This window comes from Burkholderia sp. Ax-1719 (genome assembly GCF_011753055.1).
Classification (GTDB): Bacteria; Pseudomonadota; Gammaproteobacteria; order Burkholderiales; family Burkholderiaceae; genus Paraburkholderia.
The window spans coordinates 221876-245370 of record NZ_VWWJ01000008.1 but is presented as its reverse complement, the minus strand read 5'-3'; the positions used below and the strand labels follow the sequence as shown (position 1 = coordinate 245370).

The window sequence follows — 23495 nt, the reverse complement described above, 5'->3', positions numbered from 1 at the left end:
TCGATCCTGCAAAAATCGCCCAAGCCGCTGCGCCGCAGCCTGCCCGAAGGCCATTTCGCCGACATCGACTGGGCGCACCCGTGGTTCGCCCAGCACGAAGCACGCGGACGCCGCTGGCAGCAGGCCGCGCTGGCGGGCTACGCGCGCTATCTGGAAGAGCTGAACACCGATGCGCGCGAAGCCGGTCATCGCACCGGTCGAGGCGAGGCGCTGCACTTCATCGCGCAGGACGACCTGCCGGAAGGCGCGTCCTACGAAGGTCACATTGCCGCGACGGGCGGCGTGCCCACGCGCCACAACCTGCACGACTTCTTCAATGCGCTGCACTGGTTCGCGTTCCCGCGCATCAAGGCGGCGCTCAACGCGCGTCAGGCCGATGCCATCGACGTGCTGGGCGTCGGTCCAACGCGCGGCGGCGTGCGCGACGCGCTCACGCTGTTCGACGAAAACGCCGTGCTGTTCGCCAGCGCCGATCCCGCTTTGACGCAAGCGCTGCGCGAGTTCGACTGGCGTGCGCTGTTCGTCGAGGGGCGCGCGCAGTGGGACGTCGCATGCGAAGTGCGCGTGTTCGGCCATGCGCTGCTCGAAAAGCTGATCGCGCCCTATGCGGCGTGTACGGCGCACGCGTGGGTGATCGACGTCCCTGAAGCGTATTTCGCGTGGCCGCGCGCGCAGCGCAACGCGTATCTCGACGAACACGTTAGCGCGACGCTCATTGGCGAGTCGACGCTGAGTGGCCGCAGCTTCGCGCCGCTGCCGGTGCTGGGCATTCCGGGCTGGTGGGCGGCCAACGAAGATCCTGCGTTCTACGACGACACATCGGTGTTCCGGGCCGGGCGGCGTCAGCGCCCGCGCTGAAGGCGTGCTAATATCGCGCCTCGCAAAGCAGGCCAGGCAGTCGCGGCCCCGAGATTTCGGTCGAGGGGGCGAGGAAAGTCCGGACTCCACAGGGCAGGGTGATGGCTAACGGCCATCCGTGGCGACACGCGGAACAGGGCAACAGAGAACAGACCGCCGATGGCCCGATTTCGGTCGGGATCAGGTAAGGGTGAAACGGTGCGGTAAGAGCGCACCGCGTCTGCGGTGACGTAGACGGCACGGTAACCTCCACCCGGAGCAATTCCAAGTAGGCTGGCTAGCATCTTCGAGATGCAGGACGGGGCCCCCGTCACGCCAGCGGGTAGGAAGCTTGAGCGCGTCAGCAATGGCGCGCCTAGAGGAATGGCTGCCACGCGCGGCGCGTCTTCGGACGCGGCGCGTGCACAGAATCCGGCTTATCGGCCTGCTTTGCAGCTCATTCATGCAAAAAGCCGGCGCGGTTCATCGAGAACCGCGCCGGCTTTTTCTTTTCCGATGGCGCTTTTAAACCGCGACGATCTCGAACGAATGCGTGATTTCGGCAGTCTTGCCGATCATGATCGACGCCGAGCAGTACTTGTCGTGCGACAGGTTGATCGCGCGTTCCACTGTGGCCGGGTTGAGGTTCTTGCCCGTCACGGTGAAGTGGAAGTGGATCTTCGTGAAGACCTTGGGATCTTCGCTCGCGCGTTCGGCCTTGAGCGTGACGTTGCAGCCGCTCACTTCCTGACGGCTCTTCTTCAGGATCAGCACCACGTCATACGCCGTGCAGCCGCCGGTGCCGAGCAGCACCATTTCCATCGGGCGCGGCGCGAGGTTGTGACCGCCGCCTTCCGGGGCGCCGTCCATGTTGACCAGATGGCCGCTGCCCGTTTCGGCGGCGAATGCCATGCCATCCTGACCCATCCAGCTTACTTTGACTTCCATGCGTTTGCCCCTGCGCAAATTATCTCGATTCAGCGGGCATTGTAGCCCGCGTCGTACTGGTATGTCCGGGGGGACATGGCGCATGCCGATCATGCGCTCCGCTTGAATGTTGCGACGCGAAAGCGCGATCGCAAGGGAATTTCCCTTCCGCAATTAGGGGTTTCGCTCTAGCGGAGCGAAGCGTGAAAAGCCTGCATTCTCGCTAACACGATGATTTTTAATCATAATTTTCGAATTCGTATCTGGCGCATGAATTTCATATTATGGTTTATGTATTCACAATGCGAATTCTCTTGCGTCGCACAAGGTCGATCGGTATAGTTATCTCCATTGGTTGTCGTGCTTCACGACACCTCAGCATGTCTCCTCCACCCTCCTCCAAAGAGTGGATTAAGCCCGAGCAAACGCGCTTGGGCTTTTTTTCGTCTGTGTGTTTTGCGTCCGTTTTGCCCCGGCCAGCGCCTTCGGCACAGAAACTTTGACGCTCCGCCAAATTTCCCTTTATAATCTTAGGTTTCCCGCATCATGCCCGCGGGGAAGCCGATTGCTTCGCATCACTGCGGGGCAATCCGGACCAGGGAGAGCCTGCGCCGGCGCCAACGAGTGCCATCACACAAGCAGGACCGAATCAGGGCACAAGTTATTTTTTGGATCGATCATGAAGACTTTTTCCGCCAAGGCACATGAAGTGCAGCGCGAATGGTACGTGATTGACGCGACGGATAAGGTTCTCGGCCGTGTCGCCAGCGAAGTGGCGCGCCGTCTTCGCGGCAAGCACAAGCCTGAGTTCACTCCGCACGTCGACACTGGTGATTTCATCGTCATCATTAACGCCGGCAAGCTGAAGGTCACGGGCAATAAAACGACCGACAAGAAGTACTACCGTCACTCGGGCTACCCGGGCGGTATCTACGAAACGACGTTTGGCAAGATGCAAGAACGCTTCCCGGGCCGCGCGCTCGAGAAGGCTGTCAAGGGCATGCTGCCGAAGGGCCCCCTGGGCTACGCGATGATCAAGAAGCTCAAGGTCTACGCAGACGCAACGCATCCGCACTCGGCTCAACAGCCGAAGGCGCTCGAGATCTAAGGGGAGCCCACATGATCGGTAACTGGAATTACGGTACGGGCCGCCGCAAGAGCGCAGTCGCACGTGTCTTCATCAAGGCTGGCAAGGGCGACATCATCGTCAACGGCAAGCCTATCGCCGACTACTTCTCGCGCGAAACGTCGCTGATGATCGTGCGTCAACCGCTGGAACTCACGAACCACGGCGCAACGTTCGACATCAAGGTGAACGTGAACGGCGGCGGCGAAACCGGCCAGGCTGGTGCAGTTCGCCACGGCATCACGCGCGCGCTGATGGACTACGACGCAACGCTGAAGCCGGAACTGTCGAAGGCTGGCTTCGTTACGCGTGACGCACGTGAAGTGGAACGTAAGAAGGTCGGTTTCCACAAGGCACGTCGCCGCAAGCAGTTCTCGAAGCGTTAATTTGCGCTTTGTGGTTCATGTGCTCTTCGCGGAAGCACATGGCTGCTGCAAAACCGCCTCGCGCAGGAATGCGCCAGGCGGTTTTTTCGTTTATGAGAAGCGCCACTTGTTTGACTTATATTTAAGATGTGAGTCAAACAAGTGGCGAGAAACCCTTGATTTCCTGGGCTTAAGCACGATCTCAGGAACAGCCCTACAATAGCGGCTAGAAGCTTTTTTGGAGAGTTCGAATGAACGCTGTCACCGAGACCCCCGTGACTGAAATGCCCGGTCCCTTCGTTTTTACCGACGCAGCGGCTGACAAGGTCAAGCAACTGATCGACGAGGAAGGCAACCCGGAGCTGAAGCTGCGCGTGTTCGTGCAAGGCGGCGGCTGCTCGGGCTTCCAGTACGGTTTTACGTTTGACGAGACCGTCAACGAAGACGACACCGTGATGACCAAGAACGGCGTCGATCTGCTGATCGACTCGATGAGCTACCAGTACCTCGTCGGCGCTGAGATCGACTACAAGGACGATCTAAATGGCGCGCAGTTCGTCATCAAGAACCCGAACGCCTCGACCACCTGCGGTTGCGGCTCGTCGTTCTCGGTCTGATCGAACCGGCAAGCGGTAACAAAAAACGGGGCTTCGGCCCCGTTTTTCATTTGTACTTCGCTTAAATTGAAGCGATTCAGAGTCAGCGCGGATAGATCGCGCCGAGCACGCGTTCGCCCGCCGCGCCCGTGACAGCCGGAAGATTGCCCGGCTCGCGCGCCACGCAGCGCATCGCCAGCCAGGCAAAGGCGAGCGGCTCGACTTGCTGTGGCGGCACGCCCAGCGCCTCGGTCGTCATGACCGGCACGCCTGCCACGCCGCCCGTTTCCAGCGCCTTCTGCAGCGCTTCCATCAGCGCGGGATTGCGCGCACCACCGCCGCACACATAGACCGCGCGGCAGTCACCTGCATGACGCTCGATTTCGCGGGCAACGCTGACCGCCGTCAAGGCGACGAGCGTGGCCTGCACATCGGCCGGCGTGAGCGATTCGAAACCCTTGAGCTTGTCGTCGAGCCATTGCGCGTTGAACAGATCGCGCCCCGTGCTCTTGGGCGGCTGCTGCTCGAAGAACGGTTCGTCGAGCAGTACGTTCAGCAGCGGTTGATGCAGATTGCCGCTCGCGGCGAAATGGCCGTTCTCGTCGTAAGGCTTGCCCAGATGGCGCTCGGCCCAGAGATCGAGCAGGGCGTTGGCTGGGCCGCAATCGAAACCGCGCACCGCGCCAGTGGCGCTCAAAACCGTGATATTGCTGATGCCGCCCAGATTGCAGACCACGCGTGTCTCTTCCTGCGAGCCGAAAATCGTCGCGTGAAACGCCGGCACGAGCGGCGCGCCCTGGCCGCCCGAGGCCACGTCGCGGCTGCGGAAATCGGCGATCACGTCGATGTGTGCGAGTTCGGCGAGCAGCGCGGGATTCTGGATCTGCACCGTGAAGCCCTTTTCGGGCCGATGGCGGATGGTCTGGCCATGCGCGCCAATCGCGCGGACTTCATCGGCGGACAGATTGCCGGCGCGCAGCAACTCGTGGCAGCAGACCGCGTAGCGCGCGGCGAGGGCATTGCCCGCGAGGCAGGCGCGCTCGATTTCGTTTTCGCCGGGTTGCTGCAGCGAGAAGAGCGCCTCGCGCAAGCCCTGCGCAAAGCCGACGAACGCCTCGGCCAGCACGACCGGCCGCTGACCCTGCTCGAAACGCACGGCGATGCCGTCCACGCCATCCATGCTGGTGCCGGACATCAGACCGAAATACACGCCATCGCCCGGGTGTGCGCTCTCATCTTTCTGTGCGTCGCGTGCCGCCACGTTGTGCTCCTGTCGTAAATGCGAGGAAGGGATGTCGAAGGTGATTATCGGGGCAATGGCTGTTCGGCGTAAGCCGAACGGTCAGTTGTGGCGCGCGGTGTGGAATGGGAAGCTGATGAGCATGGCTCGTGGGCATTTCGGGGCGAGACGTTTGAGCGGGATCAATCGATGCACCGGCTGTGATTGACCTGGATTGCGTCGATTTGTATAGTGAGGCGATACGCTATACACACCCGGATGCACTGCGGCCTTTCATCCAACCGCACTATCCGCACCATCCGGGGAACCATGATCAAGTCGTGGAAGCACAAAGGCCTGCGGGATTTCTTCTTCACAGGCAACAAGGCGGGCATTCGGCCCGATCACGTACCGCGCTTGCGGCGTCAATTGGCGCGGCTCGACGAGGCGCAGACGCCGGACGACATGAACGTCGTCGGCTGGCGTTGCCACGCGCTGGAAGGCAGTCTCCACGGCCATCACGCGGTCAGCGTGAACGCCAACTGGCGGCTGACGTTCCTGTTCGAGCGCGGCGATGCGCTGCTGGTCGATTACCACGACTACCACTGAAAAGGGGCGAGGACGATGAAGGAAACCAACGAAACCCGCGGCGTGATCCGTATGCACAATCCGCCGCATCCGGGCGAGACGCTGCGCGAAGACATTCTTCCCGAACTCGGCCTGACGGTGACCGATGCCGCGGCTCAGCTAGGCGTCACGCGTGTGGCGTTGTCGCGCGTGCTCAATGGACGCGCCGGCATTTCGCCGGAAATGGCGCTGCGGCTCGAACAGTGGCTAGGCGCGGAAAACGGCGCGCGAGCCGATCTCTGGCTCGCGCAGCAGGCCGCCTACGACCTCTGGCAGGTGCGCGCTAAAGGCATGCCGCGCGTGGAGCCCGCTGTTCGGCCTTGAGTGTGCCTTGGGTGCGTCCTTGAGCGCGGTAATTAGCACGCATCGGCAACCCCGCGCACGCAAACTCCCCCAAACCTCGGCCCGGCGTGTCGAATCACGTAAAATCCCGGTCTAGACACCGACTTAACGACATCGAACCGATCGAAGCATGAGCACCGACTCCACTCCCAACAGCAGCGGCGCAAAAGACGCCTTTCCGGTCACCGACGAAGTTCGTCACGCGCTTGCCGTCACGAAGCGCGGCGTGGACGAACTGCTGATCGAAGAAGAATTCCAGCAAAAGCTCGCGAAGAGCGCCGCCACTGGCAAGCCGCTGCGCATCAAGCTGGGCCTCGATCCGACCGCGCCCGACATCCATATCGGCCACACGGTCGTGCTCAACAAGATGCGCCAGCTTCAGGATCTCGGCCACAACGTGATCTTCCTGATTGGCGACTTCACCTCGCTGATCGGCGACCCGTCGGGCCGTAACGCCACGCGTCCGCCGCTCACGCGCGAACAGATCGAATCGAACGCCAGGACGTACTTCGAACAAGCCGCACTGGTGCTCGATCGCGAAAAGACCGAAATCCGCTACAACAGCGAATGGTCGATGCCGCTCGGCGCCGACGGCATGATCAAGCTGGCGTCGCGCTACACGGTCGCGCGCATTCTGGAGCGCGAGGATTTCACCAAGCGCTTCCAGGGCGGCGTGCCTATCTCGATCCACGAATTCCTCTATCCGCTGATGCAGGGTTACGACTCGGTCGCGCTCAATGCGGATCTGGAACTCGGCGGCACGGACCAGAAGTTCAACCTGCTGGTCGGGCGCGAACTGCAGAAGCAGTACGGCCAGGAACAGCAGTGCATCTTGACGATGCCGCTGCTCGAAGGCCTCGACGGCGTCGAAAAGATGTCGAAGTCGAAGAACAACTACGTCGGCATCAGCGAAAAGCCCAACGATATGTTCGGCAAGCTGATGTCGATTTCGGACACGCTGATGTGGCGTTATTTCACGCTGCTGTCGTTCCGTCCGCTGGACGAGATCGAAGGCTTCAAGCGTGAGATCGAAGCGGGCCGCAATCCGCGTGATTTCAAGGTGCTGCTCGCGCAGGAAATCGTCGCGCGCTTCCACTCGCAGATCGACGCCGAACGCGCGCTCGAAGACTTCAACCACCGCGCCAAGGGCGGCGTGCCGGACGATATCCCGGCGGTCACGCTGGCGGGCGCGCCGCTCGCGATCGGCCAGTTGCTCAAGCAAGCCGGCCTCGTGCCGTCGACCAGCGAAGCGCTGCGCAATATCGAGCAGGGCGGCGTGAAGATCGACGGCGCCACCGTGTCCGACAAGGGCCTGAAGGTCGAAGCGGGCGAGTTCATCGTGCAGGTTGGCAAGCGTCGCTTCGCGCGCGTCACGCTCACCGCATGATCGCGCTGATCCAGCGCGTGCTGCGCGCCGACGTGCGCGTGCGCGACGGTGATACGCACCGCGTGACGGGCGAGATTGGCCAGGGGCTGCTCGCGCTCGTCTGCGCGGAGCGCGGCGACACCGAAGCGAACGCCGACAAGCTCCTCGCCAAGCTGCTCGGCTATCGCGTGTTCAGCGACGCGGCGGGCAAGATGAATCTGCCGGTGCAGAACATCGACGGCAACGGCACGCCGGGCGGCTTGCTGCTGGTGTCGCAGTTCACGCTGGCGGCCGATACCAACAGCGGCCTGCGCCCGAGCTTCACGCCGGCCGCGCCGCCCGACGAAGGGCGACGCCTGTTCGACTACTTCGTCGCCGCCGCACGGGCGAAGCATCCCACGGTCGGGACCGGTGAATTCGGCGCGGACATGCAGGTGTCGCTCGTCAACGACGGGCCCGTCACGTTCTGGCTGCAAGTGCGTAACTGACCGAGGCGAGCATTCATGACGACGCAGATTCTCTTCATCCGCCACGGCGAAACCGACTGGAACCGCATCAAGCGGATCCAGGGGCATATCGACATTCCGCTCGCAACGAGCGGCGTCGAACAGGCCGCATTGCTGGGGGCGCGTTTCAGGCGTGAAGCGCAGGAAGGCGCACGGCTCGATGCAATCTGGTCGAGCGATCTGATGCGCGCGCAACAAACTGCGCAGCCCATCGCGCAGGCGTTGGGTCTCACGGTTCAACTCACCGAAGGCTTGCGCGAGCGCAACTATGGCGCGTTCCAGGGGCACGACAGCGACCAGATCGCCGAACGCTTTCCCGACGAATACGCGCATTGGCAAACGCGCGATCCTGGCTTTGCGCCGCCCGAAGGCGAATCGCAACGCGAGCTTTATCACCGCGTGCTGCATGCGCTGGAGCCGATTCTCGCGAAGCATCCCGAAGGGCGCATCGCGTGCGTGGCGCACGGCGGCGTGCTCGATTGCATCTACCGCTTCGCCAACGGCATTGATCTTGGCGCACCGCGTGCGTGGCCGCTGCTCAACACGAGCGTGAACGTGGTCGATGTCGAGCGCGATGGTTCGCACATGACAGCGCGCGTGATCTCCTGGGGCGATGTCTCGCATCTGCCTTCCGCAAGCGCCGACGATGGCCTCAAGCGCACGCCCGAACCGGGCCGATAACACGCCGTAGTTTCACCCCCATCTAGCCGCGCGCTGCGTTCCATGCCGGGACCGGCGCGCGCGTCAAGCTCCTTCCTGCTGTTTGCTCACACAACGTTTTCGGCGCCACAACTGCTAGCCGCCAAACGAACCTGCCTGCTACCATTCCTCCGACCTTTGCGCTTTGCCGCGCCGGTGGGGCCTCGCAGCGACTCTCGACGTCTGCGTGCGCCGGCCGCGCGTTGAAGAGGAACGCGCGCGCACCATGCGCTTGCGGTGTGACGAAGCCTCGGGTTGCAGAACGAAAAAGCTGTTTCCAGAACGAGTAACAGAAAAACGCAGGAGATTTTCAATGACGTTCAAGCTTCACAAGCTGTTGCCGGTGAGCGCCGCCGTGCTGGCGTTCGGCGCGATGTGCGCGAATGCGTCCGCGGATCAGGTCGTCAAGATCGGTCATGTCGGTCCGCTCACGGGCGGTTCGGCCCACCTCGGCAAGGACAACGAAAACGGCGCGCGCCTCGCCGTCGAAGAAATCAACGCGAAGGGCCTCACGATCAACGGCCAGAAGGTCACGCTCGCGCTCGACGCGCAGGACGACGCCGCTGACCCGCGCCAGGCGACCCAGGTCGCGCAGAAGCTCGTCGACGACAAGGTCGTGGCGGTGATCGGCCATCTGAATTCGGGCGCGTCGATTCCGGCTTCGAAGATCTATAGCGATGCGGGCATCGTGCAGATTTCGCCGTCGTCGACGAATCCGTCGTACACGCAGCAGAACTTCAAGACGACGTATCGCGTCGTCGCGACCGATGCGCAGCAAGGCCCGGCGCTCGCGAACTACGCGGCAAAGAGCCTGAACGTGAAGACCGTTGCCGTGGTCGACGACTCGACCGCTTACGGTCAGGGCCTCGCGAACGAATTCGAAAAGACCGCGAAGTCGCTCGGCCTGAAGGTCGTCTCGCACGACGCGACCAACGACAAGGCCGTCGATTTCCGCGCGATTCTCACCAAGATCAAGGGCGAAAACCCCGACGCGATCATGTACGGCGGCATGGACGCCACCGGCGGTCCGTTCGCCAAGCAGGCGAAGCAGCTGGGCCTGCGCGCCAAGGTGCTGGCGGGCGACGGCGTCTGCACGGAAAGCCTCGCGCAGCTCGCGGGCACGGCATCGGACAATATCGTCTGCTCGCAGGCTGGCATGGCGCTCGAACGTATGGACGGCGGCGCGGCGTTCTCCGCGAAGTACACGAAGCGCTTTGGCCATCCGGTCGAATTCGATGCGCCGTTCACCTATGACGCCGTGTACATCGTCGTCGATGCGATGAAGCGCGCGAACTCGACCGACCACGCGAAGGTGCTCGCCGAAATCCCGAGCACCGACTACAAGGGCGTGATCGGCGAAACGGTGTTCGATTCGAAGGGCGATCTCAAGCACGGCGTGATCTCGCTCTACAACTACAAGGCGGGCAAGAAGTCGCTGCTCGACGTGGTGAAGATGTAAGCAGCGTCCATCGACGCTGCAAACCAGACGGCCAGCGCGCGCAAGCGGCTGGCCGTTTTTTTATCGCTGCTTCATTTGGAGGGCGGCATGGCGGCGCGGCGGCGTGCGCGTTTCGATACGCCATTGACCAGCGCCCAGCGCAGCACCGGCGCAACCGCGCGCATGCCGGGCTGCACCACACTGCGACGTGCGAGCGCGAAGCGATCGAAGCCGAGCATCGCCTGCGCGAACGGCGGCAACAGGTCGATGCCCGCCTGGCGCATCAGCGCACCGGCGGGGCGCATGGCGGGGCGTGGCGCAGGCGCTTCCATCAGCACGCGCACGACTTCACGGGTGCGGTCGCTGGCGACCAGTTCGGGCTGCATCGCCTGCAGGTAAGCGGCGATTTCGGCGCGCGAGCGCGGCACGCTGGTCGCGCCGAGCAACTGGGCGATCTGCGCGACTTCGGCGTAGTACTGGTCCTGTAACGTGCCCGGCAGCGACGGATTCACGTAGCGCAGATACGCGGCCAGAAAGCTCGACACTTCGGCGACGTGAACCCACGTGAGCAAGGCCGGATCGCTCGCGCGATATGGACGGCCATCGGGCGCGGCGCCCGTCACGCTCTCGTGGATGGTTTTCACGCGCTCGATCAGCGCGAGCGCATCGGCGCGGCTGCCGTAAGTCGTGCCCGCGATGAAGGTCGCGGTGCGGCGCAAGCGGCCGAGAATATCGGTGCGGAAGGTCGAATGGTCCCACACGCCCGCGAGCGCCAGCGGATGCAGCGCCTGGAGCAGCAACGCGCTGATGCCGCCCGCCATCATCCCCGCGAAATCGGCGTGAACTTTCCAGCAGATCGCATCAGGCCCGAACAGGCCCGGGTCGCCCGGCGGATTCGAATAGTCGAGCTTCGGGCCGCTGCCCGTGGTGAGGTGCGTGATGCTTTCGGCGAGCGTCATGCGCAGGCGCTGCGCGAACTGGGCCGCGAAACCTTTCGGCTCGGGCGCGTCGTGGCGGCGGCCTGCGTGATCGGACATGATGGCTGTGCCCGCGCTGCGGCTTACGCCTCGTTCGGGTCCCAGTCGCCGCCCTTGGAGGCGTCGTCGGGGACGGTGAGGCCGAAGTGGCGGTAGGTCATCTGCGTGGCCACGCGGCCGCGCGGCGTGCGCTGCAGGAAGCCCTGCTGGATCAGATACGGCTCCAGCACGTCTTCGATGGTGTCGCGCTCTTCGCCGATCGCGGCGGCGAGGTTATCGACGCCCACCGGGCCGCCGTCGAACTTGTACAGGATCGCTTCGAGCAGCTTGCGGTCCATCAGATCGAAGCCGACCGGATCGACGTCGAGCATGCGCAGCGCGGCATCGGCCACTTGTGCGGTGATGTTGCCGTCGGCTTTCACTTCGGCGTAATCGCGCACGCGGCGCAGCAGGCGGTTGGCGATACGCGGCGTGCCGCGCGAACGACGCGCGATTTCCAGCGCGCCGTGCGGGTCGATCTGCGCGCCCAGCAGCGCCGCGGAGCGTTGCACGATGCGCGAGAGTTCGCCCGCGTTGTAGAACTCCAGCCGCGACACGATGCCGAAGCGGTCGCGCAGCGGGTTGGTGAGCATGCCCGCGCGGGTGGTCGCGCCGACCAGCGTGAACGGCTGCAGATCGAGCTTCACGCTGCGCGCAGCCGGCCCTTCGCCGATCATGATGTCGATCTGATAATCCTCAAGCGCCGGGTACAGGATTTCCTCGACGACCGGCGAAAGCCGATGGATTTCGTCGATGAACAGCACGTCGTTGGCTTCGAGATTGGTGAGCAGCGCGGCGAGATCGCCCGCGCGTTCGAGCACGGGGCCCGACGTCTGCCGCAGGCTGACCCCCATTTCGCGCGCGATGATGTGCGCAAGCGTGGTCTTGCCCAGACCCGGCGGGCCGAACAGCAGCACGTGGTCGAGCGGTTCGGAGCGGCGTTTGGCGGCTTCGATAAAGATTTCGAGCTGGCCGCGCACCTTTTCCTGGCCGACGTATTCGTCGAGCTGGCGCGGCCGCAAGGCGCGCTCGAACGCTTCTTCGCCGGACGAGGCGGGCGTGGGCGCAATGACGCGGCTGGGGGCGGCGTCCGATGCGCGATTCGCGGCGAGTTTGTCGGTTTCGATCATGCAGCGATTGTACCGCGCACCTGGCGCGCAGGACGCCGCGTTTCCAGCCGCGCGAGTGGGGCTGAAAGCCGTTGCAACTAACAGCCAGACAATGCGCGAATGCACCAGGCGCGTAGCGTTCGCGCCCAGTCATTCGCGTACAAATTACGCTTTGGACAGTGCCTTCAGCGCAGCCTTGATGCCATCGGAAACGCCCGTGCCGGCCGGCACGTTCTTGATGGCGGCGAGCGCTTCTTTCTCCGAATAACCCAGCGCGAGCAGCGCATTGAGAATGTCGTTCGCGTGATCCGAAGGCGACGCGGCCGCGGCCATCGCGCCCAGATCCGCCCCGAGCTTGCCCTTGAGTTCGAGCAGCAGACGCTCGGCCGTCTTCTTGCCGATGCCCGGCACGCGCGTGAGGCGCGCCGAATCCTGCATCGTGATGGCCTGCGAGAGATCGCCCACGCTCATGCCCGAGAGGATCGCCAGCGCCATGCGTGCGCCGATGCCGGTGATCTTGAGCAGCTCGCGGAACGTCGCGCGTTCTTCGATGGTGGCGAAACCGAACAGCAGATGCGCGTCCTCGCGCACGATCATCTGCGTGAGCAGCACGACGCGCTCGCCGCAGCCGGGCAGGTTGTAGAACGTGCTCATCGGCACGTCGACTTCGTAACCGACGCCGTTGCAGTCGATGAGCAGGTGCGGCGGGTTCTTTTCCAGCAATACGCCGGCAATGCGACCGATCATGGCAGCTTCAACGAAATGAGAAAGCGGAGAGTGTAGCGCAGCGCGCTGCGCCGGAAGCTGGCCAAACGGCTAACGCGCTGAAACCGCTACTAGCCGATAAGCCGTCCGCGCCGCACGCGCACGCCTTTCTTCGCCAGCGCCGGAGCAAGACCGCCGAGCGTGGCGAGCGTATCGCCGCTATGGGCGTGGCAGATCGCCATGCCGAGCGCGTCGGCGGCGTCGGTGCCGGGCATGCCGGTGAGGCACAGCAGGCGCACGACCATCTGCTGCATCTGTTCCTTGGTCGCGCGTCCATAGCCCACCACGGCCTGCTTCAGTTGCAGCGCGGTGTACTCGGCCACCGGCACGCCGCCCGACACCAGCCCGCAGATAGCTGCGCCGCGCGCCTGGCCGAGCAGCAGCGTCGATTGCGGATTGACGTTGACGAAGACCTTTTCGATCGCGGCCTGATCGGGCGCATGCTGGCGGATCAGCGTGGACACGCCCTCGAAGATGGTGCCCAGACGCGAGGGCAGATCGGCATCGGCGGTACGGATGACGCCGCTTGTGACATACGTGAGCTGATGGCCGTGACGTTCGATCACGCCGAAGCCGGTCACGCGCAAGCCGGGGTCGATGCCGAGAATTCTCATGAAATACGGGGGAAAACCAGTGTGCCTGTGATGGTACAACGAACGGCACACGGTGCGTCAGCGGCTGGCGCCTTGCAGTTTTGAGCGCACCTTCCCGGTATGCAGTTCGCAGAGCTGCGTGTCGACCGTGACCATGGACGTCTGAACCATCATGATGTCCTTATCGGCCGTGATGTCGTCGCGAACGACCTTGCCGCGGAGTTTCTCGACGGTGCGTAGCGTGCCCCCGAAACCGTTGGCACAATCGATCAGCTCGGTCGTGATCATTTCGTCGTAGTGCTCGCCTTGCATACCTTTGAGGGCGGGAGCGCCAGGCGTGCCCTGCATGCGCCAGGTGCCCACCAGAAAGGTGCCGTCGATGCTGGTGCGCGTGTCGGTGATCGATTCGGGCGTCGCGGCGAAGGTACCGCTTTTCTCAGTGAAGCGCGGGCTCAGATAAATCGTGCCCGCGCCGTCGACGGCTGCCTCTGCCTTGATCCATTGCGGTACGGCGTCAGTGCCCGCATGGGCAGTCGCGCCATAGAGGATGGCGAGACCGGTTACAAGCTCAAACGCACGTGTTGTCTTTCGCATTAGTGGCGTACTCAGCAGGAGGCAGCGAACGTCAGTTTAGTGACGGAAGTGGCGGATGCCCGTCATCACCATGGCGATGTTGTGCTCGTCGGCGGCGGCGATCACTTCGTCGTCGCGCATCGAGCCGCCCGGCTGGATCACGCAGGTCGCGCCTGCGTTGACCACCACGTCCAGACCGTCGCGGAACGGGAAGAACGCATCCGACGCCACTGCCGAACCGGCCAGCTTCAGACCCGCGTTCTCAGCCTTGATGCTGGCGATGCGCGCCGAATCCACGCGGCTCATCTGGCCCGCGCCCACGCCCATCGTCATGCCGTCCGCGCAGAACACGATCGCGTTCGACTTCACGAACTTCGCGACGCGCCATGCGAACAGCAGATCGTCCATTTCCTTCGGCGTCGGGTGACGCTTCGTCACGACGCGCAGTTCGTGCGGCTGCACGTTCTTCGAGTCGAGCGATTGCACCAGCAGACCGCCGCCCACGCGCTTCAGATCGAACGCGTTATGGCCTTCGCCCAGCGCGATTTCGAGCAGACGCACGTTCTGCTTCGCCGCGAACACGGCCTTGGCCGCATCCGAGAACGACGGCGCGATCAGCACTTCGACGAACTGCTTCGACACGGCTTGCGCCGCGGCTTCGTCCACTTCGCGGTTGAAGGCGATGATGCCGCCGAACGCCGAGGTCGGGTCGGTCTGGAACGCCTTCGAATACGATTCGAGCGCGTCCTTGCCGACTGCCACGCCGCACGGATTCGCGTGCTTGACGATCACACAGGCCGGCACGTCGAAAGTCTTGACGCATTCCCACGCCGCGTCGGAATCCGCGATGTTGTTGTACGAGAGTTCCTTGCCTTGCAGCTGCTTGTAGTTCGCAAGTGCGCCAGCGGGCGAGGCCAGATCGCGGTAGAACGCAGCGCTCTGGTGCGGGTTTTCGCCGTAACGCAGATCCTGCACCTTGTCGAACGCCAGGTTCAGCGTCGCCGGGAAGGCGTTGCGCGACTTGTGCTCAAGCGCTTCGGTCAGGCTCGTCAGGTAGTTCGTGATCGCGCCGTCGTACTGCGCGGTGTGCGCGAACACCTTGGTGGCCAGGCGGAAGTTGGTCGCGTAGCCGACGTTGTTGCTGTTTGCGCGCATCTCTTCGAGCACCTTCGCGTAGTCGGTCGGGTCGACCACGACCGTCACGTCACGATGGTTCTTCGCTGCCGAGCGCAGCATCGTCGGGCCGCCGATGTCGATGTTCTCGATCGCGTCTTCCAGCGAGCACTCTTCCTTCGAGATCGTCTGGACGAACGGGTAGAGGTTCACGACCAGCAGATCGATCGTCGGGATGTCGTGCTTGTCGAGCGCGGCCATGTGTTCCGGCAGGTCGCGGCGGGCGAGGATGCCGCCGTGAACCTTCGGATGCAGCGTCTTCACGCGCCCATCGAGCATTTCCGGGAAGCCGGTGTAATCGGCCACTTCGGTAACGGGAAGGCCCGCGTCCGCGAGCAGTTTCGCGGTGCCGCCGGTCGAGAGGATCTTGACGCCGAGGTCCGACAGCGATTTCGCGAAGTCGACGATGCCTGACTTGTCGGAAACGGAGATGAGCGCTTGCTTGATCATGATGGGGGAGAGTTGCCGGGAGATCGAGAAGTGAGCGCTGGAAGTCCAGAGGTGCGGCGGGCCGCGACGGCCGTTACAGCAGACCGTGCTGCTGGAGCTTCTTGCGCAGCGTATTGCGGTTGATGCCGAGGTACTCGGCGGCCAGCGACTGATTGCCGCCGGCCTGCTCGAGCACCACCTCGAGCATCGGTTTTTCAACGCACGCCATCACCATTTCATAGACGTCGTGCGGATTGCTGCCGTCGAGATCCTGGAAATAGACTCCCAGGCTATCGCGGACGGATTGTTCGATATTGTGCTTGCTCATGCTGCCAGTCGATCGTTGGGTTCGCGCTCGCCTTGTGCGCCGTTTTCATCGTCTTCGTAGACGAGGCGCTCGGAAACGGCTTTTTGCTCGTCGAAGAACTGATTGACGGCGGCGAGTTGTTCGCGTGTGGTGTCCAGCGTGTTCATGCGATGCCGGAACGCGTTGGCGCCGCAAAGGCCGCGAGTGTACCAGCCGATATGCTTGCGCGCAGTACGCACGCCCGTAAACTCGCCATAAAACGCGTAGTGGTCCTCCAGATGCTCATTCATGATCATCTGGATTTCGTCGACGCGCGGCGGCGGCAACAGCTCGCCGGTAGCGAGAAAATGCTCGATTTCGCGGAACAGCCACGGACGCCCCTGCGCCGCGCGACCGATCATGATGGCGTCCGCACCCGTCACTTCGAGCACGTGTTTGGCTTTTTGCGGCCTGGTGATGTCGCCGTTGGCGACCACCGGAATGCGCGCGGCGGCCTTCACCGCGGCAATCGTTTCGTACTCCGCTTCGCCGTGGTAAAGATCGGCGCGAGTGCGGCCGTGCACGGTCAGCATGGAAATGCCGCAGTCTTCGGCGATGCGCGCGACGGTGAGCGCGTTTTTATTATCGCGGTCCCAGCCGGTGCGGATTTTCAGCGTGACGGGAACGGCATCTGGCCCCACACCCACGGCATCGACAACCGCTTTCACGATGCGCGCAACCAGCGGCTCGTTCTGCAGCAGCGCGGAACCGGCGGCCACATTGCAGACCTTCTTGGCCGGACAGCCCATGTTGATGTCGATGATCTGCGCGCCGTTTGCGACGTTATACCGCGCGGCTTCGGCCATCATTTCGGGGGCGGCGCCCGCGATCTGCACGGAAATCGGCTCGACTTCGCCCGCGTGATTGGCGCGGCGCATGGTCTTTTCGCTCTTCCAGAGCTGCGCGTTGGACGCAACCATTTCCGAGACGGCGTAGCCCGCGCCCAGGCGCTTGCACAACTGACGGAACGGCCTGTCCGTGACGCCCGCCATCGGGGCGACGAACAGGTTATTGCGCAGGGTGTGACGGCCGATTGTGAACATGATGCGCGACAAAAGCGGCAGCGCGCCCGGCAGGCTCCGACGAAAGTCGAAGGCGTTGGCGCGTCTGCGGCTCGAAAAGGGGAAACCGCTATTTTAGCGTTAACGAGATGCGGGGGCTCGGGTCGCGGACCCTGGTGTTGTTTGGAGCGGCGCGCAAGTGCGTGCATAGCGCGCCGGAAAGTGATGCAACCCTATAAATCGTGTTCGCGGAATGCGTATTTTTCGAGCGTTCAGGCGTTGGTTTGCCAGTCTTCAATGAGCAGCCCGCTGACGCGCGCAAATTCGCGCACGTTGTGCGTCACCAGGACGAGTTGGCGAGCGCGTGCCTGTCCGGCAATCAGCGCGTCGTATGGGCCGATTGGCGTGCCGACGGATGCCAGCTTTGCGCGGATGTCGCCGGCGTGCTGGGCGTCTTCAGCGTCGAACGAGACGACCTCGAATTGAAGGGCGCTCACGCGCGCCACATTTTCGATGGAGCGCTGGCTTTTATAGGCACCGAAATACAGTTCATGCGCGACGATCGAAGGCAATCCGAAATCGCTGGGCGAATGCTCTCGAAGACGAGCCAACACGGGCGATTCGCCTTTGAGTATGGCAATCACCGCGTTTGTGTCGAGCAGGAATTTCATTCGAACACGTCCAGACCAGGACGTGACTGCTCATGCGGCTGTGTTGTTGCTCCGGTTTCGAAATCTGAATCAACCGGCCCGATTAACGGTGCCAACCAGGCCCAGTCGCTGGGAACGGGTTCGAGAATCACCGCAGCGCCGTGGCGTCGAATGCGGACTTCAGCGGTTTCGAATCGGAAATCCTTCGGCAACCGAACGGCTTGCGAACCACCATGCTTAAAGATCTTCGCGGTATCCATGCGCGCACCTCATTTGTATCTACAAATTATAGATATATTACAGCAGCTGCCGCACCCGCGCATGTCTCTCGAACCGTTCAATCTGCGTTAAATCAACTCCGCTGCCCAAACATCATCTGCCGCGCCAGCGCGGTCTTCACCGGCGGCACGAATTCCAGCGCCGTCAGCGCCAGCCCGCGCAGCGCGCCGAGCGCGGGGAAATCCACCGTGAACAGACGCGCGAGCGTATCCGTTGCGCCGATCGTCATGCGCCGGTCGAAGGCGCGACGGCCCGCGAAGTCGCCTAGTGCGAGCGGCGTTGCGCCGTGCTGCGCGAGGGCGTCGGCGAGCGCGTGCGCGTCGCGCAGGCCCAGATTCAGCCCTTGGCCCGCAACCGGATGCAGCGTCTGCGCCGCGTTGCCGACCGCCGCGATGCGACCGTGGCCGGACACCAGCGTATCGAGCGCATTCAAACCGAGCGGAAATGCCGCGCGCCCCTGAATCTGCGTGAAGCGGCCCATGCGCGTACCGAACGCGGCGCCGAGTTCGGCGAGGAATTCGGCGTCCGAAAGCGCTGCACGGCGCGCCGCTTCGACGGGCGCGGAACACCACACGAGCGCGAAATCGGCATCGCGCGCGCCGCCCATTGGCAGCAGGGCGATCGGGCCCTCGTCGGTGAAGCGTTCCCACGCCATGTGGGCTTGCGGTGACGACACCGTCACCACGCCGACCAGCGCCGTCTGGCCGTAATCGCGCGTGCGTTTTTGCGCGCGTTGCAGCGCGGCTTGAGGCGTCGCGCTTGCTGCATCGTCTTGTTGCCCGGCATCGGCCGCAGGCGATTGCACGCGATACAAACCGCCTTCGGCATTCACGAGAATACGCGTGCGCAGCGTGCGAGATACGCCCGCAGTTTCCACCTGCAGCGTCACGCCGTCGTGTTCGACCACCGGTTCCTGCGCATGCGTACGGTGCAGCCATTGCACGGACGTACCGCGCACGGCCTGCGCAAGCGACTGGACGATCGACCCATAGCGCACCACGTAACCGAGCGCGGGCAGGTCGTAATCATGGCGATCGATCAGCGTGCGGCCAAAGTGGCCGCGCTGCGAGACGTGAATGCGTTCGATCGACGTGGCGTCCTGCGGCCAGGCGAGTGCCTGCAGCAGCGTGCGGCTGCCTTGCGAAACTGCGATGGCGCGCGGGTCGCCCGCGCTGTCCTCGGGCTCGCGCGCGTCGATCAGCGCAACCGATAGCGACGAGGTCGCGCTGCGCTGCGCGAGCCAGCCCGCAAGCGCGAGCCCGACCGGCCCCGCGCCGACGATGATGACGTCGTGGTCGAAAGGGGCGGGCGTGGTGTGCTCGCTGGCTGCGTTGACTGCGTTCATGTCGCTGGCTTCGTTCTTTGTTGTGTCGATGAGCGTTTAAACGCCCGCGCGCTGCGCGTCCTGCATCAGCGCTTCGATTTCGTCGGCGTTCACGGGCACGCCGCGCGTGATGAGTTCGCAACCGGTCTCGGTGACGATGGCGTCGTCCTCGATACGGATGCCGATGTCCCAATAGCGCTCGGGCACATCTTCCGCCGCGCGAATGTACAGGCCGGGCTCGATGGTGAGCGTCATGCCTGCGCGCAGCGTGCGCCACGGCGGTGTATCGCTCGTGCTCTGCTCACCACGCTCGCGATAATCGCCCACGTCATGCACATCCATGCCGAGCCAGTGGCCCGTGCGATGCATGTAAAAGCGCGCATACGCGCGTTCGGCGATCACATCGTCGACGCTGGCAAAGCGCTGACGATCGAGAATGCCCGTATCGAGCAGACCTTGCGCGAGCACGCGCACGGCCGCGTCGTGCGGCGCCTCGAAATTCACGCCTGCGCGCGTTGCGTCCACCGCGGCTTGCTGCGCGGCGAGCACGATGTCGTAGAGTTCGCGTTGTGCGCTCGTGAAGCGGCCGCTGGCGGGAAAGGTGCGCGTAATGTCCGATGCGTAGCCGTTCAACTCGCAGGCCGCGTCGATCAGGATCAGGTCGCCTTCGCGCGCAACCGCATTGCCCGCCGGATAGTGCAGCACGCACGCGTTCGCGCCGGCCGCCACGATCGATCCGTAAGCGGGCGCCTGTGCGCCGTGCTTGCGGAACGTGTAGAGCAATTCGGCTTCGATTTCGTATTCGCGCATGCCGGTGCGGCACGTCTGCATCGCGCGAATATGCGCGAGCGCCGAAATTTTCGCGGCGCGGCGCATCGTGTCGAGTTCGTGTGCGTCTTTCACGAGACGCATCTCGTCGAGCAGCGGCAGCAGGTCGTAAGCGGCGGCGGGTGCGCTCACACCGCTGCGTGCCTGCGCGCGCACGGCGTCGATCCAGCCGCGCACTTGCGCATCGAAACGTTCAGACGCCGCAAGCGCATAGTGCAATGCCGGGCGGCCTGCGATCAGGCGCGGAATCTGGGTGTCGATATCGTCGATGGGAAATGCGGCGTCGAAACCGAACGCTTCGCGCGCGCCATCGGGACCGAAACGAAAGCCTTCCCACGTTTCGCGTTCGACGTTTTTCGCGCGGCAGAACAGGATCGACGCGGGCTGATTTTCATCGGCGCTGGCGTCGAGCACGAGCAGCGCCTCGGGCTCCGTAAAGCCGGTGAGGTAATAGAAATAGCTGTCGTGCCGATAGGGATAATCGGCGTCGCGATTGCGCATGACTTCGGGCGCGGTGGGCACCAGCGCCACGCCGCCGCCTTGCGCGCGCAGCGCGGCCAGCACGCGCTCGCGGCGCGCGCGATAGAGCGCTGCGCCGCCATCGGGGCCGCGCGGTAAATCGGCGGCTGCGTCGGCTACTGCATCGGCTGCCGTGCGCGAAGCGGCCGAAGCGTCGGGCGCCGAGGCGCTTTGCGTAAGGGTCGTGTCCATCGTGCGATTGTAGCGCCGACCGTCTGGTCAGCGCGCGGCCGCCGCGCAGCGCCATGCATGGCGCAAGTCTCATCGCGACGCGCCCGATGTTGCATCGAGCCTACAGAGTCAACCGCAGCCAGCCGCAGCCAGCAGCCGAATTCACGCCATAGCGCGGGCAACTCGTCAGAATTTGCCGATTACCACGTATACTTCCGCCGAATTCCAGAAAAGGCAGGTGCGATGAAACTTATCGGTTCGCTCGGCAGCCCGTATGTCCGCAAGGCGCGGATCATGCTCGCCGAAAAGAAAATCGACTACAAGCTGGTGCTTGAAAACGTGTGGGCCGCCGAAACGGCGATCCACGATTTCAACCCGCTCGGCAAGGTGCCGTGCCTCGTGATGGAGGATGGCGAAGCCGTATTCGACTCGCGCGTGATCTGCGAATACGTGGACATTCTCTCGCCGGTCGGCAAGCTGATTCCGCAAGGCGGACGTGAGCGCGTGGAAGTGCGGTGCTGGGAAGCGCTCGCCGACGGCATGCTCGACGCCGCCGTGCTGATCCGCAACGAAGGCACGCAGCGCACGCCCGAACAGCAATCGGCCGCATGGATCGAGCGTCAGAACCGCAAGATCCACGAAGGCCTGAAAGCGATGGCCAAGGGACTGGGCGGCAACGCCTGGTGCGCGGGCAACCGCTACACGCTCGCCGATATCGCGGTGGGTTGCGCGCTTGGCTATCTCGACTTCCGTCAGCCGGAACTCGACTGGCGCGATCTGCATCCGAATCTCGCGAAGCACTTCGAGAAGCTGATGCAGCGTCCTTCGTTCGCGGATACGATTCCGCAGGCTTGAAGCTCGACGCCGTTTAAATTCCCCTGTTAAACGGCAATAAAAAAGCGCGCATTTCGATGCGCGCTTTTTTTACGTCTGCGAGTTTGGCGATGATGGTTGCACGCGCAACCATCGACGATAAAACATCAAACGATTTTCTCCACTTCAGGCGCGAACGAATCGCTACGCGCCACCGGCCACCACTTTTCAAACAACTGATAGCGATAGCGCGCTTCGAGCAGATCGCCCGGCTTCAGATACTTCAGCAACTCCGACATCAGCTTCACTTCGTATGAGGAAACGCGGCGCACGATGTGATGCGCGCGCAGATCGGCCGGGCTGTCGAGACCCGCGGCCTGAATGATTTCCTGCAGCGCGTGCAGCGTATTGCGATGGAAGTTGTAGACGCGTTCACCCTTGTCGGGCACGTCGAGCGCGCGCTGGCGCACCGGATCCTGCGTGGCGACGCCCGTTGGGCAGCGGTCCGAATGGCACTTCTGCGCCTGAATGCAGCCGACCGCGAACATGAAGCCGCGCGCCGAGTTCACCCAGTCCGCGCCAATCGCCATCGTCTTGGCGATATCGAATGCGGTGATGATCTTGCCGCTCGCGCCGATCTTGATCTTGTCGCGCAGGCCGATACCGACGAGCGTGTTGTGCACCAGCAGCAGGCCTTCCTGCAGCGGCGTGCCGATGTGATCGGTGAACTCGATGGGCGCGGCGCCCGTGCCGCCTTCCGCGCCGTCCACGACGATGAAGTCGGGCAGGATGCCGGTTTCGAGCATGGCCTTGGCGATGCCGAAAAACTCCCACGGATGGCCGATACACAGCTTGAAGCCGGTCGGCTTGCCGCCCGAGAGCTTGCGCAGACGTTCGACGAATTCGAGCAGGCCGCGCGGTGTCGAAAACTCCGAATGGCGTGCGGGCGAGACGCAATCCTGGCCCATCGCAATACCGCGCGTTTCGGCGATTTCCGGTGTGACCTTGGCCGCGAGCAGCATGCCGCCGTGGCCCGGCTTCGCGCCTTGCGAGAGCTTCACCTCGATCATCTTCACTTGCGGCTCGTTGGCGAGACGCTGGAATTTGTCGGCGCTGAAGGTGCCGTCGTCGTTGCGGCAACCGAAGTAGCCGGAGGCGATTTCCCAGATGATGTCGCCGCCGTGCTCGCGGTGATACTTCGACATCGAGCCTTCGCCGGTGTCGTGCGCAAAGCCGCCCTTTTTCGCGCCCAGATTGAGCGCGCGAATTGCGTTGGCCGACAGCGCGCCGAAGCTCATCGCCGAGATGTTGAAAATCGACATCGAATACGGCTGCGCGCGGCTCGCGCCAACCAGTACGCGGAAGTCGCTGCCGTTCAGTTTGGTGGGCGCGAGCGAATGGCTGATCCATTCGTGGCCGATGGCCTTGACGTCGAGTTCGGTGCCGTAAGGGCGGCTATCGACGACATTCTTCGAGCGCTGATACACCACGCTGCGCTGGACGAGCGAGAAGGGCTTTTCGTCGGTGTCGTCTTCGACGAAGTACTGGCGGATTTCAGGCCGCACGAACTCGAACAGGAAACGCAGATGGCCCCAGAGCGGGTAATTGCGCAGGATGGCGTGGCGCAACTGGGTCATGTCGTAGATGCCGAGCGCGACGAACAGCGCAGGCACGATGGCGCAGAACCACGACAGATGATGGAGCGCCGCTGCGATGACACAGGCCGCGAGTAGCAGCACCGCGCACCACATGGCGAGGTAACGTCGGGAAAACATGGGGGACTCCTCGATCTCTTGATTCGCCGCGCGAACTCCGATCATGGGCCGCGCGAACCCGCCGCGCCGGGGTACGGCGCTGA

General features: G+C 63.5%; 26 protein-coding genes and 1 other RNA gene. 12 read left to right on the top strand and 15 right to left on the bottom strand.

The window, feature by feature from the left end; genetic code table 11:
• Positions 1 to 3: 3 nt before the first annotated feature.
• Entirely contained in the window at positions 4 to 858 is an 855-nt protein-coding gene (locus F3J17_RS17485) for a DUF3025 domain-containing protein (RefSeq protein ID WP_345891213.1), read from the top strand.
• Between the two features lie 24 nt (positions 859 to 882).
• Positions 883 to 1293: RNase P RNA component class A (gene rnpB / locus F3J17_RS17480), an RNA gene on the top strand.
• A gap of 69 nt (positions 1294 to 1362) precedes the next feature.
• Here the strand turns inward: rnpB and F3J17_RS17475 are convergent.
• A complete protein-coding gene (locus F3J17_RS17475; RefSeq protein ID WP_167061121.1) occupies positions 1363 to 1785 on the bottom strand; it encodes an OsmC family protein in 423 nt (140 codons plus the stop codon).
• A 658-nt stretch (positions 1786 to 2443) separates the two neighbouring features.
• Here F3J17_RS17475 and rplM point away from each other — a divergent pair.
• From rplM to erpA, 3 genes are all read left to right on the top strand, one after another.
• Positions 2444 to 2872 carry a 50S ribosomal protein L13 gene (gene rplM / locus F3J17_RS17470; protein ID WP_065065130.1) on the top strand — a complete coding sequence of 143 codons (429 nt, stop codon included), beginning with the start codon at positions 2444 to 2446 and terminating at the stop codon, positions 2870 to 2872.
• A gap of 11 nt (positions 2873 to 2883) precedes the next feature.
• Positions 2884 to 3276, top strand: coding sequence for a 30S ribosomal protein S9 (gene rpsI / locus F3J17_RS17465; protein ID WP_167061118.1), 393 nt, complete (start codon positions 2884 to 2886; stop codon positions 3274 to 3276).
• A gap of 230 nt (positions 3277 to 3506) precedes the next feature.
• Positions 3507 to 3872: an iron-sulfur cluster insertion protein ErpA gene (erpA, locus tag F3J17_RS17460; protein WP_027816867.1), complete on the top strand. Its 366-nt coding sequence runs from the start codon at positions 3507 to 3509 to the stop codon at positions 3870 to 3872.
• An 82-nt stretch (positions 3873 to 3954) separates the two neighbouring features.
• On the opposite strand, the gene F3J17_RS17455 is transcribed toward erpA, so the two are convergent.
• Positions 3955 to 5112: an anhydro-N-acetylmuramic acid kinase gene (locus F3J17_RS17455; protein WP_167061115.1), complete on the bottom strand. Its 1158-nt coding sequence runs from the start codon at positions 5110 to 5112 to the stop codon at positions 3955 to 3957.
• Positions 5113 to 5400: 288 nt separating this feature from the next.
• Here F3J17_RS17455 and F3J17_RS17450 point away from each other — a divergent pair, with 288 nt between their 5' ends.
• From F3J17_RS17450 to F3J17_RS17425, 6 genes are all read left to right on the top strand, one after another.
• Positions 5401 to 5679 (top strand): type II toxin-antitoxin system RelE/ParE family toxin, encoded by a 279-nt coding sequence (locus F3J17_RS17450; RefSeq protein ID WP_167061113.1) that lies wholly within the window; start codon positions 5401 to 5403, stop codon positions 5677 to 5679.
• Between the two features lie 42 nt (positions 5680 to 5721).
• Positions 5722 to 6021 carry a HigA family addiction module antitoxin gene (locus F3J17_RS17445; protein WP_167061206.1) on the top strand — a complete coding sequence of 100 codons (300 nt, stop codon included), beginning with the start codon at positions 5722 to 5724 and terminating at the stop codon, positions 6019 to 6021.
• Positions 6022 to 6169: 148 nt separating this feature from the next.
• The gene (gene tyrS / locus F3J17_RS17440; RefSeq protein ID WP_167061110.1) at positions 6170 to 7426 is read left to right on the top strand and encodes a tyrosine--tRNA ligase; all 1257 of its coding nucleotides are present in this window, start codon (positions 6170 to 6172) and stop codon (positions 7424 to 7426) included.
• A complete protein-coding gene (dtd, locus tag F3J17_RS17435) occupies positions 7423 to 7893 on the top strand; it encodes a D-aminoacyl-tRNA deacylase (RefSeq protein WP_167061107.1) in 471 nt (156 codons plus the stop codon). Before tyrS ends, dtd begins: the two co-directional genes overlap by 4 nt.
• A 15-nt stretch (positions 7894 to 7908) precedes the next feature.
• Positions 7909 to 8592, top strand: a complete 684-nt coding sequence (locus F3J17_RS17430) for a histidine phosphatase family protein (RefSeq protein ID WP_167061105.1) — start codon at positions 7909 to 7911, stop codon at positions 8590 to 8592.
• A 331-nt stretch (positions 8593 to 8923) separates the two neighbouring features.
• Entirely contained in the window at positions 8924 to 10069 is a 1146-nt protein-coding gene (locus tag F3J17_RS17425) for a branched-chain amino acid ABC transporter substrate-binding protein (protein ID WP_167061102.1), read from the top strand.
• Between the two features lie 71 nt (positions 10070 to 10140).
• Here F3J17_RS17425 and F3J17_RS17420 read toward each other — a convergent pair whose 3' ends face one another.
• The 12 genes from F3J17_RS17420 to F3J17_RS17365 all read right to left on the bottom strand — a co-directional run bounded on the left by F3J17_RS17420 (position 10141) and on the right by F3J17_RS17365 (position 20845).
• Entirely contained in the window at positions 10141 to 11007 is an 867-nt protein-coding gene (locus F3J17_RS17420) for an oxygenase MpaB family protein (protein ID WP_240161035.1), read from the bottom strand.
• A 101-nt stretch (positions 11008 to 11108) separates the two neighbouring features.
• Complete coding sequence (gene ruvB, locus F3J17_RS17415; RefSeq protein ID WP_167061097.1) at positions 11109 to 12194, bottom strand: Holliday junction branch migration DNA helicase RuvB; 1086 nt, start codon at positions 12192 to 12194, stop codon at positions 11109 to 11111.
• Between the two features lie 144 nt (positions 12195 to 12338).
• Positions 12339 to 12920 (bottom strand): Holliday junction branch migration protein RuvA, encoded by a 582-nt coding sequence (gene ruvA, locus F3J17_RS17410; RefSeq protein WP_167061094.1) that lies wholly within the window; start codon positions 12918 to 12920, stop codon positions 12339 to 12341.
• 89 nt (positions 12921 to 13009) lie between these two features.
• Positions 13010 to 13552 (bottom strand): crossover junction endodeoxyribonuclease RuvC, encoded by a 543-nt coding sequence (ruvC, locus tag F3J17_RS17405; RefSeq protein ID WP_167061091.1) that lies wholly within the window; start codon positions 13550 to 13552, stop codon positions 13010 to 13012.
• A gap of 57 nt (positions 13553 to 13609) precedes the next feature.
• Complete coding sequence (locus F3J17_RS17400; protein WP_167061089.1) at positions 13610 to 14125, bottom strand: hypothetical protein; 516 nt, start codon at positions 14123 to 14125, stop codon at positions 13610 to 13612.
• A 36-nt stretch (positions 14126 to 14161) separates the two neighbouring features.
• Positions 14162 to 15727, bottom strand: coding sequence for a bifunctional phosphoribosylaminoimidazolecarboxamide formyltransferase/IMP cyclohydrolase (gene purH, locus F3J17_RS17395; RefSeq protein WP_167061086.1), 1566 nt, complete (start codon positions 15725 to 15727; stop codon positions 14162 to 14164).
• A gap of 73 nt (positions 15728 to 15800) precedes the next feature.
• Positions 15801 to 16034: a Fis family transcriptional regulator gene (locus F3J17_RS17390; RefSeq protein WP_027816854.1), complete on the bottom strand. Its 234-nt coding sequence runs from the start codon at positions 16032 to 16034 to the stop codon at positions 15801 to 15803.
• Positions 16031 to 17095 carry a tRNA dihydrouridine synthase DusB gene (gene dusB / locus F3J17_RS17385; RefSeq protein WP_167061084.1) on the bottom strand — a complete coding sequence of 355 codons (1065 nt, stop codon included), beginning with the start codon at positions 17093 to 17095 and terminating at the stop codon, positions 16031 to 16033. The genes F3J17_RS17390 and dusB overlap by 4 nt, the downstream gene beginning before the upstream one ends.
• A 230-nt stretch (positions 17096 to 17325) precedes the next feature.
• Entirely contained in the window at positions 17326 to 17724 is a 399-nt protein-coding gene (locus F3J17_RS17380) for a type II toxin-antitoxin system VapC family toxin (RefSeq protein ID WP_167061081.1), read from the bottom strand.
• Positions 17721 to 17963 (bottom strand): type II toxin-antitoxin system VapB family antitoxin, encoded by a 243-nt coding sequence (gene vapB / locus F3J17_RS17375; protein ID WP_167061078.1) that lies wholly within the window; start codon positions 17961 to 17963, stop codon positions 17721 to 17723. Before vapB ends, F3J17_RS17380 begins: the two co-directional genes overlap by 4 nt.
• Positions 17964 to 18055: 92 nt before the next feature.
• Positions 18056 to 19327: a UbiH/UbiF/VisC/COQ6 family ubiquinone biosynthesis hydroxylase gene (locus F3J17_RS17370; RefSeq protein WP_167061075.1), complete on the bottom strand. Its 1272-nt coding sequence runs from the start codon at positions 19325 to 19327 to the stop codon at positions 18056 to 18058.
• Positions 19328 to 19363: 36 nt separating this feature from the next.
• Complete coding sequence (locus tag F3J17_RS17365) at positions 19364 to 20845, bottom strand: aminopeptidase P N-terminal domain-containing protein (protein WP_167061073.1); 1482 nt, start codon at positions 20843 to 20845, stop codon at positions 19364 to 19366.
• A 222-nt stretch (positions 20846 to 21067) separates the two neighbouring features.
• On the opposite strand from F3J17_RS17365, the gene F3J17_RS17360 reads away from it, so the two are divergent.
• Complete coding sequence (locus tag F3J17_RS17360; protein ID WP_167061070.1) at positions 21068 to 21679, top strand: glutathione S-transferase C-terminal domain-containing protein; 612 nt, start codon at positions 21068 to 21070, stop codon at positions 21677 to 21679.
• Positions 21680 to 21804: 125 nt separating this feature from the next.
• Here the strand turns inward: F3J17_RS17360 and F3J17_RS17355 are convergent, their stop codons facing one another.
• Positions 21805 to 23412 carry an FMN-binding glutamate synthase family protein gene (locus tag F3J17_RS17355; protein ID WP_167061067.1) on the bottom strand — a complete coding sequence of 536 codons (1608 nt, stop codon included), beginning with the start codon at positions 23410 to 23412 and terminating at the stop codon, positions 21805 to 21807.
• Positions 23413 to 23495: the final 83 nt, after the last annotated feature.